Annotated in this window: 20 protein-coding genes; 6 read left to right on the top strand and 14 right to left on the bottom strand. The window is 58.4% G+C overall.

The window, feature by feature from the left end; all coding sequences use genetic code 11:
• Nucleotides 1-45 precede the first annotated feature (45 nt).
• From ASG35_RS21935 to ASG35_RS21925, 3 genes are all read right to left on the bottom strand, one after another.
• Complete coding sequence (locus ASG35_RS21935; protein ID WP_056362622.1) at nt 46-1329, bottom strand: MFS transporter; 1284 nt, start codon at nt 1327-1329, stop codon at nt 46-48.
• 474 nt (nt 1330-1803) lie between these two features.
• Nucleotides 1804-3042, bottom strand: coding sequence for a pyridoxal-phosphate-dependent aminotransferase family protein (locus ASG35_RS21930; protein ID WP_082508547.1), 1239 nt, complete (start codon nt 3040-3042; stop codon nt 1804-1806).
• A gap of 51 nt (nt 3043-3093) precedes the next feature.
• Nucleotides 3094-3408, bottom strand: a complete 315-nt coding sequence (locus ASG35_RS21925) for a DUF2917 domain-containing protein (RefSeq protein WP_082508546.1) — start codon at nt 3406-3408, stop codon at nt 3094-3096.
• Nucleotides 3409-3556: 148 nt separating this feature from the next.
• Between ASG35_RS21925 and ASG35_RS21920 the strand changes: the two genes are divergently transcribed.
• Nucleotides 3557-4966, top strand: coding sequence for an aminotransferase-like domain-containing protein (locus ASG35_RS21920; protein ID WP_056362617.1), 1410 nt, complete (start codon nt 3557-3559; stop codon nt 4964-4966).
• Here the strand turns inward: ASG35_RS21920 and ydiK are convergent.
• The 4 genes from ydiK to ASG35_RS21900 all read right to left on the bottom strand — a co-directional run bounded on the left by ydiK (nt 4963) and on the right by ASG35_RS21900 (nt 8225).
• Nucleotides 4963-6078, bottom strand: a complete 1116-nt coding sequence (gene ydiK, locus ASG35_RS21915; RefSeq protein WP_056362615.1) for an AI-2E family transporter YdiK — start codon at nt 6076-6078, stop codon at nt 4963-4965. The two genes, ASG35_RS21920 and ydiK, sit on opposite strands and share 4 nt — an antisense overlap.
• Nucleotides 6079-6122: 44 nt before the next feature.
• The gene (locus ASG35_RS21910; protein WP_056362612.1) at nt 6123-6965 is read right to left on the bottom strand and encodes an alpha/beta fold hydrolase; all 843 of its coding nucleotides are present in this window, start codon (nt 6963-6965) and stop codon (nt 6123-6125) included.
• A 120-nt stretch (nt 6966-7085) separates the two neighbouring features.
• Nucleotides 7086-7451 (bottom strand): hypothetical protein, encoded by a 366-nt coding sequence (locus ASG35_RS21905; protein WP_056362609.1) that lies wholly within the window; start codon nt 7449-7451, stop codon nt 7086-7088.
• Between the two features lie 216 nt (nt 7452-7667).
• Entirely contained in the window at nt 7668-8225 is a 558-nt protein-coding gene (locus tag ASG35_RS21900; protein ID WP_056362606.1) for a hypothetical protein, read from the bottom strand.
• A gap of 1273 nt (nt 8226-9498) precedes the next feature.
• On the opposite strand from ASG35_RS21900, the gene ASG35_RS21895 reads away from it, so the two are divergent.
• Both ASG35_RS21895 and ASG35_RS21890 read left to right on the top strand, forming a co-directional pair.
• Nucleotides 9499-10797, top strand: a complete 1299-nt coding sequence (locus ASG35_RS21895) for an AarF/UbiB family protein (RefSeq protein WP_235527672.1) — start codon at nt 9499-9501, stop codon at nt 10795-10797.
• 74 nt (nt 10798-10871) lie between these two features.
• Entirely contained in the window at nt 10872-11099 is a 228-nt protein-coding gene (locus ASG35_RS21890) for a hypothetical protein (protein ID WP_056362602.1), read from the top strand.
• A 29-nt stretch (nt 11100-11128) separates the two neighbouring features.
• On the opposite strand, the gene ASG35_RS21885 is transcribed toward ASG35_RS21890, so the two are convergent.
• The 4 genes from ASG35_RS21885 to ASG35_RS21870 form a co-directional block, all read right to left on the bottom strand.
• A complete protein-coding gene (locus ASG35_RS21885; RefSeq protein WP_056363739.1) occupies nt 11129-11362 on the bottom strand; it encodes a hypothetical protein in 234 nt (77 codons plus the stop codon).
• Nucleotides 11363-11494: 132 nt separating this feature from the next.
• Complete coding sequence (locus ASG35_RS21880; RefSeq protein ID WP_056362599.1) at nt 11495-11749, bottom strand: CsbD family protein; 255 nt, start codon at nt 11747-11749, stop codon at nt 11495-11497.
• A 107-nt stretch (nt 11750-11856) separates the two neighbouring features.
• Nucleotides 11857-12213: a response regulator gene (locus tag ASG35_RS21875; protein WP_056362597.1), complete on the bottom strand. Its 357-nt coding sequence runs from the start codon at nt 12211-12213 to the stop codon at nt 11857-11859.
• Complete coding sequence (locus tag ASG35_RS21870; protein WP_056363737.1) at nt 12210-13709, bottom strand: ATPase domain-containing protein; 1500 nt, start codon at nt 13707-13709, stop codon at nt 12210-12212. Before ASG35_RS21870 ends, ASG35_RS21875 begins: the two co-directional genes overlap by 4 nt.
• A 368-nt stretch (nt 13710-14077) precedes the next feature.
• On the opposite strand from ASG35_RS21870, the gene ASG35_RS21865 reads away from it, so the two are divergent.
• The 3 genes from ASG35_RS21865 to ASG35_RS21855 all read left to right on the top strand — a co-directional run bounded on the left by ASG35_RS21865 (nt 14078) and on the right by ASG35_RS21855 (nt 16353).
• Nucleotides 14078-14353 (top strand): hypothetical protein, encoded by a 276-nt coding sequence (locus ASG35_RS21865; protein ID WP_056362594.1) that lies wholly within the window; start codon nt 14078-14080, stop codon nt 14351-14353.
• 195 nt (nt 14354-14548) lie between these two features.
• Nucleotides 14549-15256, top strand: a complete 708-nt coding sequence (locus ASG35_RS21860; RefSeq protein ID WP_056362591.1) for a DUF2968 domain-containing protein — start codon at nt 14549-14551, stop codon at nt 15254-15256.
• 395 nt (nt 15257-15651) lie between these two features.
• Entirely contained in the window at nt 15652-16353 is a 702-nt protein-coding gene (locus ASG35_RS21855; RefSeq protein ID WP_056362588.1) for an OmpA family protein, read from the top strand.
• A gap of 101 nt (nt 16354-16454) precedes the next feature.
• Here the strand turns inward: ASG35_RS21855 and ASG35_RS21850 are convergent, their stop codons facing one another.
• From ASG35_RS21850 to ASG35_RS21840, 3 genes are read right to left on the bottom strand one after another with little or no spacing between them, the layout of a single operon-like run.
• The gene (locus ASG35_RS21850) at nt 16455-16958 is read right to left on the bottom strand and encodes a methylated-DNA--[protein]-cysteine S-methyltransferase (RefSeq protein WP_056362585.1); all 504 of its coding nucleotides are present in this window, start codon (nt 16956-16958) and stop codon (nt 16455-16457) included.
• 37 nt (nt 16959-16995) lie between these two features.
• Entirely contained in the window at nt 16996-17256 is a 261-nt protein-coding gene (locus ASG35_RS21845; protein WP_056362582.1) for a hypothetical protein, read from the bottom strand.
• Nucleotides 17249-18028, bottom strand: a complete 780-nt coding sequence (locus ASG35_RS21840) for a DNA/RNA non-specific endonuclease (protein WP_056362579.1) — start codon at nt 18026-18028, stop codon at nt 17249-17251. Before ASG35_RS21840 ends, ASG35_RS21845 begins: the two co-directional genes overlap by 8 nt.
• Between the last annotated feature and the right edge of the window lie 48 nt (nt 18029-18076).

Here is an 18076-nt window from a genome sequence, read left to right as displayed (position 1 = left end):
GAAAGTGCGCCGGCCGGGCGGCCGGCTTTCGTGTCGGGGGAAAGGTCAGTGGCGACGGGCCGGATGCGATTCCTTCATGATCAGCGAGATGACAAACGCGGCAATCAGCGCGTAGAGGATCGGCGCCGCGGCGTATTCGGCAATGGCGAGCGTATGGTCGGTCAGTCCCGCAGCGACGCCGGACACCACTCTCGAGCCGGGCGCCGCGATCATGATGCCGCCCGCAATGAACGCAAGGCCGTTTACAAATGCCGCCGATGTACCGATCAGTTGCGGCGGCACCACGTCGGCCGCGCTGCTGAACGTAAGCATGTGCGCAGCGTTGGCAAAGCCAAAAATGAAGTTGAGCACCATTGCAACGGGAATGGGCAAGGACGGCACGTATAACAGCGCGCCCAGACAAGCCAGTTGCACCGCGATGCCGACGATGATCGGCAACTTGCGCCGTTCGATTCTGTCGGAAAGAGCCGGGATGACGAGACAGCCTGCTGCAAGTCCCAGCCACAGCAGCGACGAACTGAACGCCGCGGTTCCGGGCGACGCGCCGAGTGTTTCCATGAGCATCGGCGTCCAGACCACGCCGCCGGCGAGCATGCTGCCGAACAATGCCGCGCAGATCAGCGCGGAAAACCAGACATGCGGGATCTTTGCGACTTGCAAAAGCGCATCGAGCACGGAATGAACAAACGCGGCCGCGCCACCGGCGCCGGTGGATTCAACCGGCGTCGGATTTTTCAGGAAGAGGAACGCGAGCACGGACAGCACCACGCCCGCCGCGCCGACAAAATTGAACAGTTCGCGCCATGGAATTTCGCTGAGACCCCATTGCAGTGCGTTGACCGAAAACGCCGACGATAGCGACGCCGCGAATTGCACGAGCCCGAACATGAAGTTGAAGCGCCCCATGCCGAACCATTGCCCGCCTATATAACCGGCGCCCACGAAGCCGGTGCACGCGCCCACGGCCATGACGAACTGCGAGACGAGCAGCGTGCCGTAGCTCTGCGCGTTCGCGAACAGGAACACGCCCGCGGTGACCAGCACCACGGATATGGGCAAGACCTTGTGCGCGCCCAGCCGGTCGAGCAATGCGCCGCCGAAAAACTGGCAAACCGCGAAGACCCACGTATAGACAGCCGCGATGGTGGCAACCTGATCCACGCTCAGCGACGCGCTTTTTTTCACTTCGGGATTGACGATCGAATATCCCGTTTGCACGCTGAAAAGATAGATGACGAACGCGACCGACAACGCCCATATCCACCAGGCTCGCGGACCACCGAGCTGGAATGTGGCGGCCGATGTTTGTTTCGATGAAACCGTGTTCATGGACTTTCTCCAGGCGAAAAGCAACTCCGCGATCGGGTGATCGCAATTTAAAATGAATTAGAAATATTCCGGAGCTTCACGCCGATAAGGCGTTGAATTAATCGCGAAGACGGTATTGGTTACGGATTTTTCATGAGCGAAATTAAATGCGGTACGTTGCTCTTTGTTGAATGGTGCGGTTCAGCCTTCGTGCCTGTGTGGCATACGTGGTAAGGATGTGCAGCAAGGATCTGCAGCGGCTTACGGATCGGTTGGGAATTCGCCTAACTTAACAACTGGCAAGCGCTTCTTCAAGCCTTTAATTATCGATCGACGAGAAGTTATTAAATGACCCGGTTTATTTTAGAAATCAGATGACCGTAACTGATATGGCGCGCTTCAATTGTTTTGTTAATGCGTTCAATCGGGGATAGTCATGAAATGCAAAAGCCCGCATTCAGCGGGCTTTGATTCATAAAGAGACCAGCAAAATCATCAAGCAGCCGATAACGACCTTTCCAATGCCGCGACACCGCTCGGAAGATCGACCGGAACGCCGAGATCGACCATCGTGCGGCCGAGCGCGTGAATGGTACGGAACAGATGATGCTCGCGGCATTGCTCGCCCATCTGCCCGATCCGCACGATCGGAGCACCGAACGAACCCGCAATTTCCACATGATGTTTGCGCGAGATATGCGCGCAGATATCCGCGCCGGTCACGCCCTTCGGCACCTCGATACCGACAACCGAATTCAGGCGGCTCTCTTTCGGCACGTACAGCTTCAAGGAAAGCGCTTCGACGCCTGCTTGCAGCGCCGTCGAACATCGCAGATGCCGCGCGAAACGGCGTTCCAAAGTTTCAGCACAGACCAAACGCAACGCTTCATGCAGCGCGAGCACGCCGGACACGGGCGCCGTGTAGTGATAAGACGCGTTATGCCAGAAGTTGGCCGCGAGCGACGCGTCGAAGCACCAGTGCGTATGCGGCACGGGACGCGACGTGATGCGGTCCCACGCTTTTTCGGAGAACGCGAGCAGCGACACGCCCGGGATGGACGACAGACCTTTCTGGCCGCCCGTGATGACCGCATCGATACCCCACGCGTCCATCGGCAGGGGCATGGTACTGAGCGTGCAGACGGCATCGACGACAACCAGCGCACCCGCCGCGCTCGCCACCGCCGCGATGGATTCGAGGCTGCGGTTCCAGACCGTGTTAGACGTTTCGCCATGCACGATGGTGACGACTTCCGGCCGGAAGCGCTCGATTGCCTCCGCGACTTTTGCCGTATCGGCGGCGCTTCCGTCGCTGACTTTCAGCGTCTCGACGACCGCGCCCGTGCGCCGCGCCATTTCCGCCATGCGCTCGCTGAAAAAGCCATTGCAGATGCTGAGCACGCGCGAATCCTTCCACGCCAGGTTCGTGATCGCCATTTCCATCGCGCCCGATCCCGGACCCGCCACGCCCATCACCCATTTCGATTCCGTCTGGAACACGTAACGCGCCATGGTTTTAACCTGGCCAATAACCGCGGCCATGGTCGAACCGAGATGGTTGATCACCACGCCGTTGGCTTTCGCGACGGCATCGGGGATCGGCACGGGGCCGGCGCCCATCATGAGGAGCGGCTCTTCGGGAAGGATCGATGAAAGCGGCAGCACCGAAGGACACGCCACGCCGAATGCGCTGGATGTACCTGAAGAGTTGAAGGACGGAATTCGATCGTTCATATTCTTTTATCTGCATTCATTGAATGGTCAGGGCTGGCCGGCCCCATGCATTCACATTGCCCGCGTCCTGCGCTGACCCAAACGCGCCAGCATCCAGTAAAGCGGCAATGCGAAGCGGCGCATGCTCGAAAACACCGGCGCCGATGCCAGCATGAAACGGCTGTCCGGTTCCGACGCGCTGATCCACACTTTTGATCGTGGCGGAAGTTCGAGTGTATCGCCTGCTCGCAGCCACCAGTCGGCAGTGTCGCCTTCAATGGTGACCCACACTGTTCCCCGGCACACAGTCAAGGTATGAGGCCGGTCGATCAGCCAGCAGGCTGGCGCCTCGCTGGGTTGCTGCTCCAAGGTCCGGATTTCACGCATGTCGCTCTCCCATCCTGGCCGCTCAGAAAGAGACGGCCTCTTGACTGCATTATTTATTTAAACTTCAATCTTGAAAATGTACAGTCACGAACAGTTGTGCCGCACTGTTCAGTGATTTTCCCTGCACACTTCCAAAGATCAGACGACGATGAACCTCGAAATCAGCGCAAGCAGCGGCGTTCCGATGACCGACCAGCTCGTGTCGGGCATCACGAACCTGATCCGCACGCGCCAGTTGCTGTCGGGCGCAAAACTGCCGTCCATCCGCGCGCTCGCGGCGAGCCAGCAGATCAGCCGCTTTCCGGTGATCGAGGCATACGACCGGCTTTCGTCGCTGGGAATGATCGTGCCCAAGCACGGCTCAGGATTTTTTGTAGCGAACCACATGGGAAGCGAGGAGCCGGGCGGCGGGTCGGATCCGCGCCTCGCCGAAGAGGAATCGAACCAGATCCTGCAACAGTTCAACTATCCCGGCGAGACGCTGAAACTCAGCAGCGGTTTCGTACCGGAAGCATGGCGCGATCTGGAAGGCATCACGCAAACCGTGCGGCAAGTGATGCGGATAGACCCGAGCAGCATCATCGATTACGCGATGCCGCATGGCGACGCAAACCTGCGTTATCAGATCCAGATGCGCCTTGCGCACGTCGGCGTGGAGGCGGATGTTTCGAACATTATCGTCACGAGCGGCGCGAGCCAGGGACTCGACCTGATCGTGCGCTTCATGCTGAAGCCCGGCGACACGGTGCTGGTGGAGGATCCCGGTTATTACAACCTGTTCGGATTGCTCAAGCTGCAGGGCATGAAGATTGTCGGCGTGCCGCGTCTTGCAACCGGGCCCGATGTCGATTTCGCCGAGCATCTGTTAAAGACCATCAAGCCGAAACTGTTCTTTATCAACACGGTGTTTCATAATCCGACCGCGACCAACATTGCGCCGCAAGTGGCGTTCAAGTTGCTGCAGCTGGCGCAGCAGCACGATTTCACCATCGTGGAAGACGATATCTACGCCGACTTCCAGGCAACGCCGACGCAACGGCTTGCGTCGCTCGATCAGCTCGATCACGTGATCTATCTCGGCGGGTTGTCGAAGACTTTGTCGTCGTCGCTGCGCATTGGGTATCTGGCCGCGAAGCGCGAGCTGGTGAAGGATCTCGTCGATGTAAAAGTGCTCACCAGTCTCGGTGGTTCGCGTTTCAGCGAATGCGTGGTGGCGGCGCTGCTCGAGCGCGGGACGTATAGAAAATACCTGGAGCGGCTGCGGCGAAGAGTGCGCGATGCGTTATCCACGGCCGTTCAGCGGATCGAGGAACATGGCTGGGAAGTATTCGATGAACCCAGCGGCGGCAATTTCATCTGGACGCGCGTGCCGCACATCGACGATTCCATGGTGCTGGTCGAGCAGGCGCTCAAGTTCGGGATCACGCTCGCGCCAGGAAATTATTATCGGCCGAACGGGGAGAGCTCGGCGTGGGTCCGCATCAATACGGCCCACGCCGACGACCCGCGCGCACTCAGGTTTTTCGAGCACATGGCGAACTACGCGCCGAAGCGCTAGACCTTTCTTGCGTGTTCCGAGGTTACGGCGCGCTCTTCGTCCGTGGTGATGCGCGCCACCGGCGCGGGTTCATCGATCCACGCTGTCAGCAGCGTGGACGTCACCGCCAGAATGACCGGCCCGATAAACAACCCGACGATCCCGAACGCGAACATGCCGCCGAGGACACCGGACAAGATTAGTAGCATCGAAAGATTGACGCCGCGTTTGATCAGCATGGGCCGCAGAAAGTTGTCGAGCATGGCGACCATGATCGACCAGACCAGCAACAGAATGGCCGCGAGCTGCGAGTCGTGCCAGAAGAGATAAGCCACGCCGCCGAGCAAGGGCAACAAGGGGCCGATCTGCGCAAGGCACAACATGAGCATCAGCGCAGCCAGAATGCCGGCGGCCGGAACGCCCGCAATCCACAAGCCGATTCCGCCCAAAGCCGATTGCACCACCGCCGTCACCACAATCCCAAGTGCTACCGCGCGGATCGCAAGTCCCGCGAGCTTGACCGCTTCGGCGCCACGCTGATTGGCGAGTCGCACGGCGAAGCGCGTGACGAACCGGGCCGCGTGATCGCCCTGGCTATAAAGAATGCCCGAGATGATGATGGTCACGAACATGTGGATCACGAACACGCCGACTATGGCCGCATGGCCGAGCAGCCAGCGCGCGGCGATGGTCACATACGGTTCGAGCCGCGCCAGGATGCCGCCCGGACCGGAGTCGGACAAGGTCTGCCATTCACGCGCGATGCGATGGCCCGCAAGTGGAACGTCGGATATCCAGCCGGGCGGTGGCGGAAGCGCATAGTTCGGCAAGCTCTTGATGGCCGCCATGATCTCGCCGCCGTGCAGCGCGAGTGTCGAGATAGCCTTGTAAAGCGGCAGGACGATCACGATCACCAGCATGATGAGCATGATGGCGGTAGCCGCCCATCGGCGGTTGCCGACGCGGCGCTGCACCGCGAGCATCACAGGCCAGGTCGCAACCACGATGGTCGTAGCCCAGATCAGGCCCGGGATGAATGGCCGGAGAATATAGAGGCTGCCGATCATCAATCCCATGAGGATGACGATTACGAGCAAATGCCGGGCAATATCGACTGGTTGGCGTGGGTTCATTTGGTACTCCCGACTAGGATTTGCCCGCATTGTGCCTCAATGCTTTACTCGCGCTTCCCAATAATGAACCGGGTAATCGCGGCATCGAGCGCTTCAGGACGTTGCTTGTGCGGCGAGTGACCACAAGCGGGCAATTTCACGAGCGTCGCGTTTGGTACGTGCAACGGAATGGCATCTATCTGCGCCATCGTTGCATATTCGTCGTCCTCGCCTTGAACCGCGAGAAGTGGCACCTCGATAGACGATAAAAGCCCCGTTATATCCCAAGTTCTAAAGGCTGGGTTCAGCCAGATATCGTTCCATCCATAAAAGGCCGAATCCACGTCCGCGTGGTACGGGGACAAACGGCTGCGCAAGTCGCCTTGCGCGTACTGAACCGCAGCCTGGCCGATCATCTCCACCGATATATCCTCCACGAACACATGCGGCGCGATGGCAACGACGCCCGCGAGTGCATTGGGGAACGCCGCCGCGTAAAGCAGGGCGATAGAGCCGCCGTCGCTGTGTCCGATCACCCACATCCGGGCGCGTTCGAGGTGGTCTATCTGGAGGGCATCGAGCAGAGCCGGGAGGACATCTTGCGCTTGAACGTGCAGGAATTCGACGGGCCATTTGGCGCCGGGCTTGCGCGGCGTGGACGCGCCATAGCCGGGCCGCGAATAAACCAGTCCGCGAAAGCCGAGCTGATCGCAAAGCGCCTGCGGCCAGTCTTTCCACATTGCCACCGAGCCGAGACCTTCGTGCAGGAACACCGCAATGGGCGCCTCGGTCCGCGCGGCATTCAACCAGCGGTACTCAATGTGCAACGATTCGCGATCGCCCGTCGCTGCGATGTGTGCGGGAGATGACAGGCGTGATGAGAACGTTTGCGATGCGAGGCGATCCATGTGGGTTCGTATGTAAGCATAGGAACTAAGCGCGGAAACTAAGCGCAGAAACTAAGCGCAGAACCGCCATACGTTTGTGTTAGTCGCCGGTTCCGTGCAAGGCCGGTTGCCCGCCTTCGATCAATCCGCCGGACGTTTGTCGGCGAGCGCGCGCCGGCATTCATCCAGCACGCGCATGACGAGTTCCGACTGGTAGTTGAGGTCGTCGCTGTCGAGAATTTCTTCGACGGCATCGCGGGCCCAATCGGCATCGACCAGTTCGGAATGCCGCTGCGCGAGGTCCGACGCAATCGCCGACAGTTTGGCAATTGCGAGCCATTCCGCTTGCCGATGATGCCGGTCGAGCCATTTATGCGCAGCCTGCACATGGAAGGATGCGGTGGGCCAGGAACCGTTCAGGTAATACGCGCCGAGGCTCCCGCAGGTGAGCCAGCAGAGCAATTCGACGCGGTCATTGGGGCCAAGGTTGTGGCGTACATCGTTCATGGCATTGCTCACGAAGATGATTGATGTTTTCCGGAAGTTTTAACTCCGACAGGAAAACGATATCACGCCACAGTGCAATGCGAAATCAACCATTTCCGCCGAACGTGTGAGGCCGCGCAAACAGCCGCAGGCGTTGGTAGCGTCGCAGCACGACGGCGGCGGCGTTTGAGCTTTTGCGTCGATGTTACGTTACGGCCCAGGTGTTACGGCAAACCGCTAATGATGCGTAACAACATGCCGAGCCGGCCGCCGGCGGAATTCCGGCGCGGCCATTGCAGCCGTGATTTCGCCGAAAGACGACTGCAGCAGGCTTATTTTTTCTCGCAGATCGTCGAGGCGAAGAGCCGCGATGGCGGCCAGCTCGCGAACGTTGCGCAGCAGTCTTTCGCACAACGCTGAATACTGCGCCGCGATGGTGTCGAGCAGCGTGGGCAGTGTCTCGGCGGACTCACCGGCGCTTGCGTCCAGCGACAAGACCTCGCTCGTTTCAACGTTTCTAAGTCGCTCGGTGGCCTGAGTGAAAACCTCCACCGGGGCGATGGCAGTGGTGATCGACGCATCCACTTCGTCCAGTGCGGCCCTGAGATCGAGTGCGTTTTCTTCCATCGATACCGTCAACCCCTCGACCTTTTGCGGGGTCAACAAGCCGCGCTGCACGAGCGTCTCGCTGGCGTCGACAAGCGCGGCTGTTATGGCCGATACCGCCACTCTTTCCGTCTCGACGCGACATTTAAGCTCGGCGCACTCGGCGAGTACCGCGCTCAGGGCTGTCATATGTGTTTCGATAACTTGAATGGTTGGCATATAGGTGATCGGAATGAGGCGAGGAAGTCCTAAAAATTTAGCATGAACCGTGCCAAATTTCAGGCGTCATAGGAGCGAATAGTTGCCCTGGTTTTTACTGCGGTTTAACAATGATCTTTAATGGGACTTCTCAACCTTATATTTTTGCAAGGGCAGGCCAAACAACTGTAAAGGCAGTCTGTTACAGAAGAGCAATATTTGTATAAATTTGACAATTGCATATGGGGGGAACTGTTCTGTTTGTTAGAAGGCGGAATAATTGATTGCTTCATTTCATTTCGGAAAAAACGTCAAAACTTGCACGAGTAAGTCGGGTTATTCTCGTTGCCCTAATATGGTCATGTTTGTAATTAGTAATTCTTCATCTGCGTAAGATCGGGACCTGTGCAACTTTTGAGATTGGTCCGTAGCGCGAACCCGTCAACGCATGCTGTGTTTGCTTTCAGAGGAAGCATTGCGGTTAAATGCGGTGCCCAGCAAGCTTACTTTTTATGCGCGTCGTGGCTTTTCTGTGCAGTTGGACATTGAAACCTAATTTTCGCTAATGGCCTTATGTTGTCAATGAGTCCGACCAATCGTTTCAATAACTATATTACGGCTGGCATGCTGAATTGAATAGAAGAAAGCTCGAATTCCCGAGGGGAAAGCACGCTATTTTATTGTTCGAAAAGCATGCTAAACGTACAAACTTCATTGCAATTTGTTATGTATTCACTGTATGAGCGTTGTGGGGAATTGGCTAGTTAATTACGGCGCCACTGAAACGGCATTCCAATGTACGTTAAATCCACGCCAGCTGTTCAGAGAATTAGGTGGGCAAAACTCTCGACAACTTAACTTTTCGAATTACCTTTTCAATTCGGTACGCATGGAATGCAATCCAATTGGAATGTCCTAAGTCCGATCGCCTTACCAATCGCTTGGCCGCGTAGCGAGCATCACTACAAATTGCGTGATGAACGTCCATGGGGTTTAATCCACGTTGCTGCAGCAGAACCTTCGTTTCGACAGGAGCAACAATCATCAGCAACTCCCTTATTCGGACGGACTCGTGACGCCGCGTTTCTCCAGCATCTGGCGCCTTGCTTTGCTGTTCTTGCGTGAGAGCCGGGTGACCCATTCCGGCCGGAACGAGCCGCTCTATCGCGTTATCCGCTCGTTCGCGGCCGGCGCGCGCGTTAGCGGCGCTACCAGCCTTTCCCAGCGAGTACCGCTGCTCCAGAATCTCTCCGGCGTGCTGAGCATGACTTCGAATGTTCTCGCGCAGCATCCCGCTCTGTCCGAGACAGCGCTGCGTGTCGCATTCGTCGAGCTTGCTGCTTTGAGGGAACCACTGAAGGGGAGCGCGTTGCGTCAGGCCCTCGAGGTGTCGTTGCCTTCCGGGCGCGCCGCGGCTTTGATCGAAGTGGACGACGAGCCCGAGCGCTGCGGGATCGCAGAGCAATCGAATCGCGCTTTGATCCGACCGGATGCCGGCGGCTCGCCTTTCAGCGCCCGCGTTACCCTTTTGCGCGCGGATACATGCAAGGCGCTGGCGCAGGATCTCGATGTCGCGGCTGCTGCCGCGCGCCTCGCCGAGCGGTTTTCGCGCGAGGTGCGCGCGCAGAACGTAAGTGCATTGATAGCGCGACTGGGCGACGCCGTCAGTGCGATGCTGGACCTTCGCCAGCGCGCCGCCGATCAAAGTTTCCTGCGGTATCGCCTGCGCGACGTGAACAACGATACCCGTGTGGTCGTGCCCGAAGTACTCTGGGATTTCTGCAGCAATACCGCGCTCGTAACCCGAGCCGTGCGCCACGTGCCACTATCGGATACCGCCGCGTTACGGGCGCACGGGATCGAGCCGGCCGATCTGATCGCGACGTGGATCGAAGCCTTTTTCGAGATCGCGCTCGGCGAGGGCGTCTACCACGCCGGGCTTGCGGCAGCGGGCGCTGCGGTCAGCATCGAACCCGATACGTTTGGTCGTCTGGTGCTCGACGGCGACTCGCCGCTCACGTTTCTCCCAGCCCACGAACGCGGTTTTTTGCTGACCGGCGCAGACGCGCTCTTGCGCGGCGACCACAAAGCGGCGGCGCGCGAACACATGCGGCAGGGCACGCCACACCGGCATGACGCGCAGCACGCGGTTCGAGTGGAGGCGACATATCGGCGGGAAGCGGAGCGTTTTGCTGGCAATGCGCATCGACATCGCACTGTTGCCGATCTGTTCACCGCGCTCGGCAAGGGCGCGCTGGAACACGCTTTCGCCGATACCCATACCGGGATTGCATCGCGGGCGGCATTGCTGGCGCGTTCGGCGCAAAGCATCGAGGAAATGGCGCAGCGGATTTCGCCCGATATCGATGTCTGGAAAATTGCCCGGCGCGTAATCCTGCGTCTGGCGCTGGATCAGTTCAGCTCGCACGGCGTCATGGCGCAGGTGGTCAAGGAGGCAGTGCACTGGCCGCACGCGCTGCCACGCGTGCCGAATCTGCTTTCCGACTGGGTGGTTCGGCAGAACCAGCGGAACGCGAATGCGCGCTCGAACCCGACGCGCTGAGTTTGGTTGCCATCGGAAGGGGAACGCGTGTTGCTCGGTAACTCCTGTACATCGTCAAACTAAGGAGAAAAACCATGACCGCATCCACGAAACTGGAACCGGGCGAGCCCGATAACCGCAACCTGAAGCAAGACCCAAAGCAAACCGCGGAGGTCCCGCTCGGCAGCGGCGGCGCGCCGGAACCAAGTGGCACTGGCGGTTTTGGCTCGCATAGTTCGGAGCCGGAAGGGGTATCGAAGGGGACGTCCAGCAAATCGAGCCCGCCCGCCACCGAACGCGTAGCCGACAAGCCCGAAAAATAAATGATATGGCCGCTTTGCAGCGGCCGCGATCAGGGCATGCCGCCCAGCGATGGCGAAATGATGCTTCCGGGCGGAAGATCATCGACTTTGTCTTCGTTGGCTGCACGCGAAGACATTGGCGCGTGATTCGCACTGCACGTTTCAAGAGATTCCTGCCCGATGCACAGCAGAAACGCGTCGGCAACCACTTTGTCAGAGAACATATAGATGGTCGTTTCTACAGCCACTTCAGTGTCGGATAAACGATTCGCGGTGATTGTCATGGTGGTGTTCCGAAGATTTTGATCTTTACGACGCAGCATCATTTGCGCCCGGCCTTTCCCAACGAATAATCCGGACGAAAAAAAAACCGGCGGCACCCAAAGGCACAGCCGGTCTTTCCCGGACGAACGCAATTACCGTTGCCGCGCCCAGATTGCGCCGAGCACAAATCCGATTGCGCCGGCGACCAGCACGCCGTTGATCGGCTGCGAAATCACCGCTTCGCGCACGTTGTCGAGCGTCTCGCCGTAATTCTTTTGAATCGTGCCAAGCGCTTGCCGCGCCTTGCCTTCTGCCTGCGTCGAAGCATCGCCGGTAAGTCCGCCTACCGCATCCTGAACCTTGCCAACGACGGTTTGCGCCGCGCCTTCTACCTGATCCTGCACCATGGTGCCTCCCGTTCTGTGAAGCGGTTTATCGAATAATCCGGCGTACCGGAGAGTTCATTTGAGCAGGGTTCGTGCCCAGGCTTTCGGAGAACGCCAGGCGTCGTGCTTCAAGCCGGCCCGATCAGCCGCGTGACGATATCGATCAGCGCATCGATGGAAAGCGGCTTCCGATGAAACTCCAGTTTGGGATGTTCGATTTCCGGCGTGCGCGCGGCAGCGCTGGAGAGCACAACCGGAATCTGCGAGAGGCTGGTATCGGCTGCGAGCGCGCGGCAGAGTGCAAGTCCGTCCATTTTCGGCATCATCCAGTCCGTGATGACCAGATCGGGCGGATTTGCACGGATCGAATCCAGCGCCAGCAAGCCATTGGACGCGGTGCCGACTTCATAGCCTTCCATCTGCAGCACGAGCCGCCAGGTGGTGAGCAAGTCGAATTCATCGTCGACGACGAGGATTTTTTTCATGTCCGCGTGCCGGCGTCCTGTGGGGACAAGGTCGGCGGAATGGTGCCGCGCGCCGACAAAAGCATGGTCGTGCCGACAAATCCATCGCTCAGATGCAAGCCGTTTTCGTCGATGATAAAGCGCCGGATCGACGGATCATGTGCCGCTTCCCGCTGCTTGACGATCGAAATGATCCGATGCAAGGACGTTGCCGTCTCGACGTATCGCAACAGGACGATGTTTTCCGTCATCGCCGATGCCCGGATTGAACCGCCGTGCGAAATGTCGCCATACAGCGGCAGTTCTTCCGTCAGCAGCGTGGTGACGCTTTCCTGACGCAAGCGATGCGTCAGCGCGTTCAGGAAAAGTCCGAAGCGCTCGGTCCGGTTCGCCGAATCGTGGAAACCTTCGATGCCGTCGACCACGAGCCGGGACGCGCCAACGCGTTTCACGACCGATAACAGCTCGGCGGCGAGTTCATCGATCGCAAGTTCGACCGCCGGGCGCCATTCAATGATCAGGCGTCCATCGGCGACGGCTTCGGCGACTTTGATCGATACGGATTCCGCCTTGGCGATCAGGCGTTCCGGCGATTCATAAAAGCCGAAGTACACGCAGCGCTCGCCGCGGGCGATACCGGCTTCCAGGAATTTCATCGATATCAGCGTCTTCCCAATCCCCGATGGCCCGATCAGCGTAGTAGTGGAGCCCTTCACCACGCCGCCGCTCAGCATGGCGTCGAAGTCCGGCAGGCCGAACGCGAGCTTGGTTTTCAAATCAGGCGCGCCTTCGCGCAGTAACGGCCGGGCTTCCAGTCGGGGGAATGTGACGAGGCCGTCGACGGTAATCTTGAAGGAATGCCGCCCCAGCAGATGATCGCGAGCGCGCAACTTGTGCACTTCGATTTCCCGCGCGCGCCGCATGCCGGTCGCAAACCGGTTCAGTTCTATAAGACCATCGACCAGCGTGTGTTCCGGATGCGGCTCGTTGCCCGACAGCGGCGCGAGGATCAGCGTGGTGCAGCCCGCAGCCGATACAAATGCGCTCAATTCGTGGATGAACTGTGACAGTTCGAGTTCAGTCGAGCTGAATTCGCGTGCGCTGCGAAATCCGTCGATAACCATGAAACGCGGCCGGCTTGTCTTGATGGTCGAGGCGATCAGCGCAAGGAATCCGCTCAGGCCGTCGCGCATCAATTCGTGATAGCCGGACACGAAGAGCATCTTGTCCGAGATGGCGTCGGCGTTATAAAACGACAGCGCCTTGAGATGCGACAGCAGTTTCGAATGCGATTCCGCGATCAGCGTGATGTAGAGCACCGTATCGCCCTCGCTCACGCGATGAAATCCCATCTGCGTCGACAAAATCGTCTTGCCCGCGCCCGCCATGCCCTCTATCAGATAGAGGCCGCCCTTGATCAGGCCGCCGCCGAGGATGTCGTCGAGGCCGGGCACGCCGGTGGTGACAGTGTTCGGATCGGTTTCTGGCGGGCTCTGCGGGAAGGCTTGATCGGTCATGAATATCTCGGGTGCGTAGCCCGGCATGGATGGCGCGTAAAACGGGATTATCGCCGAGAAGACGCACGATGTCGGTATTTGTGAATTTGTTTGAATTTATTCGCGCAGCGCTCGGTTCAGCTTGGGTCGCAGATTTCGATCCCGGACCAGAAGACTTCGCGGTATTGCTACGTTTTGACCGGCGTCATCTTCCCCGGGAACGATTTAAGAACTTGCTCATGGTCTGAAAAACGCGTGGATGGTCTCATCTTGGTTTGCCATACGCGTGTTGCATCACTTCAGGCACACGCGTTCTTTTCACCTTTCACGCCTGTTCGAGTCCGCAATTATCTGGCCGTTCGCGCAGGCATCCGGCTGCGAGATCGTTCATGTTCCCTGGTTTTTCTTCCCGTTTCGTTTTGATAGCCGCGAGCCTGCTCGCGCTCAGCAGTCTGGCGCACGCCGAGTCCGGCATGGCGGCAACATCCATCGATCCACACATCTATTCGGGTGCGCCTTTCGCGTATCAGGCCGATCGCGGGATCATGTCGGCGGTGCCCGACCAGACCGTCGATAATCGCATTCTCTTGCCTGTCAGCGACATGGGCGATCTGAACCCGCGCCGCCCTAATCCGGATCGGCCCCGTTTGCGCCACGACTTATGAAGCGCGGCTCGAAACGCTTTAGAAAATGCGCATAGAAGCGTTAAAGAATTGCTCCAGGAATCGTTGTAAAGCAAGCAATGTTTCGGGCAATGAAGTAGATGCAATAAGCAGCCTCACGCATTTTCCGCTTTGCCTTTTCTATCTGCCATAATTCCGGTGCTTTCGCATTCTTAATGCGTTCAACCCGGAAATTCCATGAACTCCAACAAAACAACGAGAGGCGGGGCGCTGGTCTTGGCATGGTTCATTCTGTGCGGCGCAACGTACGCGGCGGGCCCTGCGGCGAACGCACAAGGCAGCGCAACAACAGGCGATCCCCTGGGTGGCTCGGGAACACGGCGCAGCCTTCTGACCAACGGCGCGGCCGACGAACCTCAGGCCACGGCGAATGGCAACATCGCGGAATTGCAGCAAATGATTCGCGACGGAAAGGTAAAGGAATTGCGCACCACGTATAACGGCAGTTATGGCGCGAGCATGTTGTTTTACCCGGACGAAATGACTTTCTATATTGCTTTGTTCCAGCAAAAGAAATTCTGGCGGGTAATCAAGACTCAAGCCGACGCCCGCGCGGAAACAGTTTATGCAGACTTCGCCAAGAACAGCGCTGCGCTTGCCGATACAGAGATTCGCCGCACGAAGCTCGAAGCCGAGAAGAACTTTGCCGACCGGTTGATCGCGGTTCAGCAATCGCGCGCGAGCCGCTTGCAGGCAGACCTGGAAGTGGCGCGCGCTCAGCAAAGCCAGGTGGTCGATCGTCAGGCCGAGCAACAGGAAGCGATTCGCTCGCTGCGTGCGGAGCAGGATGCGGCGCAAGCGCAATTGCGCGCTTTGCAAACCAAGGTGCAGGACTTGCAACGCCAGTCCGATACCGACCTCATGCCGCTGCCATTTCCAAAATGATCCGCGTTTGAAGGGTCGACCGCTGCAGATGCAGCAGCCGCTGCGAAGATCGCGCAGCGTTTCGAGCTTTGCAAAAACGGCTGCATTTGCAGCCGTTTTTTATTGCCTTCTGTGTTTATAAGTGGCCAAAGCTTTTCTGATTATTTACGTTTGGCGGTTATTTCCAGAATCGTCCAAAGCTGTTTCATTAATTAGGAATTATCCAGTAAGGAATGCTTGATTTCGCATGCTAACATTCCGCGCGATTTCGGATTCCAGATTGATTTTTGATTATCCGAATCGAAGGCTTGAGGCGAATAAGGTGGCTGTGGAAATCGGGTAAGTGTCTGATGGCCCGACCAGTACGCATTTGTCTCGATATCTCAGTCACACGTAATTTCGAAATGGTAAACAGGATGTCTAATAAATTAATCGCTGCATGCTTGTTGTCGATTGGCGCCCTCGCGGGCTGCTCCAGCGCGTCGGGTCCCTTGTTCAACGCGAACCAGATTCAAACCGCCAATGGCGCGCAGGTTTATCGCGTGGAATGCCATGGTTTGTTTGAAGGCGTCGCGGCATGCGTGAAGCAGGCGCAAAAGATTTGCGGCGACAAGCCTGCATACAAGCTCGAAACCATGGAACGCCTGCGTTCACCGTCTGACGACGCTCAGGATCCGCGCGTCCTGACATTCCAGTGCGGCGCGCCGGCTCAGCCGGAAGCAGCGCCTGCACCGGCTCCGGCACCCGTGCCGCAAGCCGCGCCGGAAATGCCACGTCAGATCGACCTGAGCGGCGACGCGAACTTCGCAACCGACAGCGCCACGTTGACGCCGCATGCAAAGAGCACGCTCGACGAGTTCGTGGCTGCCGGTCAGAACGTGCAATTGCGTCAGGTCGAAGTAGCGGGTTACACCGACTCCACGGGTTCGGCATCGCATAACTTGCGTTTGTCGCAGCGTCGTGCGGAATCGGTTCTTCAGTACCTGAAGAGCAACGGTTTGCGCTCGCAAAACTTCGCGGCGCAAGGTTTCGGCGCAGCTAACCCGGTTGCTCCGAACTCGACAGCAGCGGGCCGCGCAAAGAACCGTCGCGTTGAAATTCGCGTCAGCACGCAGTAATCGCGTCGGGCGTTTCATTTAACGCCCCGTGTAAAAAACCCCGCAAGCGCGCAGCGCTTGCGGGGTTTTTGTGCTTTCGGAACTGGTGAAACTTTGATCGGTTAGAACAACGTGAGTTGCGCGCGTCCGGGACCGCCTTCAAGCGTGAGCAAATGTTGTTTGCGCTCCATGCCTCCGGCGTATCCCGTCAACTCGCCATCGGCGCCAATCACACGATGACACGGCACGATAATGCACACCGGATTGCGCCCGTTCGCCGCGCCCACCGCGCGCGATGCCCCCGGCGCATGGCCCATGCGGCGCGCGAGATCGCCGTAAGTCCACGAATTCCCGAACGGAATTTCCTGCAACCCAGCCCAGACCTTTTGCTGAAATTCGGTTCCGTTCAAACGCAACTTCACCGAAAACACGGTGCGCTGGCCGGCGAAATAGTCGGCGATCTGTTCCATTGCTTCAGCAATGACTCGGGACTGCGGCGCGCCGGTATCGATGAGACCTTTTGGGAAGTGCTTCTGCCCGACGAAATAAAGCCCCGTGAGGTGTTCGTCTTCAGCGCGATACGCAAGATGACCCAGCGGACTCGGTGCAATGTGACATTCAATCAACAGCGTCTCCCTACTTTAAATGCAACGTGCGTGCTGCCTAGATGAACGGATTATCCGTCTTGCCGGCCGGTTTCACCGGTTCGGCGGCGAGCTTGACGGGCAGCGCAGGATCGCCTTGCAATACATCGACGATCGCGTTCACTGCTTTTTGCAAGGCGAGCGCGGTTGTCAGGCCGGCTTTGTCGCGGGTGATCGTCAAGTCGCCGGAAACCGACAGGCGTGCGGGATCATTGGCAATAACCAGGGCGTCGCCGTTGATGTTGAGCGTGTCGGTATCGTTTGAAAATGGCTTAAACACCTTTCAGTCCTCCAATGCGTTGATCTTTCAGCGAGCCGGGAATGCCCGGGAATTGCAGGCCGCTCATGGCTTCCAGTTCGTTGACCGTCTTGACCGTGTATTCGTTCGTCGGCGTGTTGTCGACGACAACCGCAAACGCGAGCTTGCGTTGCGGCATATACACCACCTTATATAACTGGGTGGGAACCAGCACGCGCGACTCGCCGATAGTCTGCAATTGCCGTCCTGAAAAGATCGGTCCGGTCACGACGTAGGCATCGCCGGATTCTTCCACCAGCCGCCGCACGGCTTGCTCGATACGCGCCCAGATGCGCCGGTTGTTCGACGGATTTTGCGGCACGACGTTCGCAAGCGAAAACGACTCGGCCATGCCCTTCTTGTTCCATCGATCGCCGGCGGGACTCATGTGGCCGCGATCGTAGCCGCTGCGTTTGTAGTCCGAGAGCGTGGCGCTGTCGCCGGGCGGCAGTTTTTTATCGACGAAAAAGCGGTTCGTGCGCGCGTTGTCGCGGGCATCGTCAATATGTTGTGGCGTCAGATGTTCCGCCGACCATAAAGGCCCGTGCGTGATGCCGGAGTGGAGAACCGAGAAATCGGAATAGCAAAGCTGTTGCGTCGATGCGCGCATCTTCGCATTCACGACGACGGGCGCGCGGCCATCGGGACTGAACTGCGGGCAATCGGCGGCAAGGACGTTCAGCGACAGCGTACAGCCGAGAGCGGCCAGGAAAAGCGTAAAGCGGGTCTTGAACTGCGAAATGCGGATTTGCATGCGGAAAGCGAGGCGTCATTTGTTCGAGGCGGCAGTATAAGCGCACGG

This window comes from Burkholderia sp. Leaf177 (assembly GCF_001424345.1).
Lineage (GTDB): Bacteria > Pseudomonadota > Gammaproteobacteria > Burkholderiales > Burkholderiaceae > Caballeronia.
This window is presented reverse-complemented; position numbering and strand designations above follow the sequence as displayed.

Bases quoted from the DNA above. Each gene is read 5' to 3' on its own strand.
- ydiK (WP_056362615.1), bottom strand. From the start codon at position 6,078: ATGAACCCACGCCAACCAGTCGATATTGCCCGGCATTTGCTCGTAATC.
- ASG35_RS21840 (WP_056362579.1), bottom strand. From the start codon at position 18,028: ATGCAAATCCGCATTTCGCAGTTCAAGACCCGCTTTACGCTTTTCCTG.
- ASG35_RS21910 (WP_056362612.1), bottom strand. From the start codon at position 6,965: ATGGATCGCCTCGCATCGCAAACGTTCTCATCACGCCTGTCATCTCCC.
- ASG35_RS21920 (WP_056362617.1), top strand. From the start codon at position 3,557: ATGAACCTCGAAATCAGCGCAAGCAGCGGCGTTCCGATGACCGACCAG.
- ASG35_RS21890 (WP_056362602.1), top strand. From the start codon at position 10,872: ATGACCGCATCCACGAAACTGGAACCGGGCGAGCCCGATAACCGCAAC.
- ASG35_RS21880 (WP_056362599.1), bottom strand. From the start codon at position 11,749: ATGGTGCAGGATCAGGTAGAAGGCGCGGCGCAAACCGTCGTTGGCAAG.
- ASG35_RS21930 (WP_082508547.1), bottom strand. From the start codon at position 3,042: ATGAACGATCGAATTCCGTCCTTCAACTCTTCAGGTACATCCAGCGCA.
- ASG35_RS21855 (WP_056362588.1), top strand. From the start codon at position 15,652: ATGTCTAATAAATTAATCGCTGCATGCTTGTTGTCGATTGGCGCCCTC.
- ASG35_RS21895 (WP_235527672.1), top strand. From the start codon at position 9,499: ATGACTTCGAATGTTCTCGCGCAGCATCCCGCTCTGTCCGAGACAGCG.
- ASG35_RS21875 (WP_056362597.1), bottom strand. From the start codon at position 12,213: ATGAAAAAAATCCTCGTCGTCGACGATGAATTCGACTTGCTCACCACC.
- ASG35_RS21905 (WP_056362609.1), bottom strand. From the start codon at position 7,451: ATGAACGATGTACGCCACAACCTTGGCCCCAATGACCGCGTCGAATTG.
- ASG35_RS21865 (WP_056362594.1), top strand. From the start codon at position 14,078: ATGTTCCCTGGTTTTTCTTCCCGTTTCGTTTTGATAGCCGCGAGCCTG.
- ASG35_RS21935 (WP_056362622.1), bottom strand. From the start codon at position 1,329: ATGAACACGGTTTCATCGAAACAAACATCGGCCGCCACATTCCAGCTC.
- ASG35_RS21885 (WP_056363739.1), bottom strand. From the start codon at position 11,362: ATGACAATCACCGCGAATCGTTTATCCGACACTGAAGTGGCTGTAGAA.
- ASG35_RS21925 (WP_082508546.1), bottom strand. From the start codon at position 3,408: ATGCGTGAAATCCGGACCTTGGAGCAGCAACCCAGCGAGGCGCCAGCC.
- ASG35_RS21870 (WP_056363737.1), bottom strand. From the start codon at position 13,709: ATGACCGATCAAGCCTTCCCGCAGAGCCCGCCAGAAACCGATCCGAAC.
- ASG35_RS21900 (WP_056362606.1), bottom strand. From the start codon at position 8,225: ATGACAGCCCTGAGCGCGGTACTCGCCGAGTGCGCCGAGCTTAAATGT.
- ASG35_RS21860 (WP_056362591.1), top strand. From the start codon at position 14,549: ATGAACTCCAACAAAACAACGAGAGGCGGGGCGCTGGTCTTGGCATGG.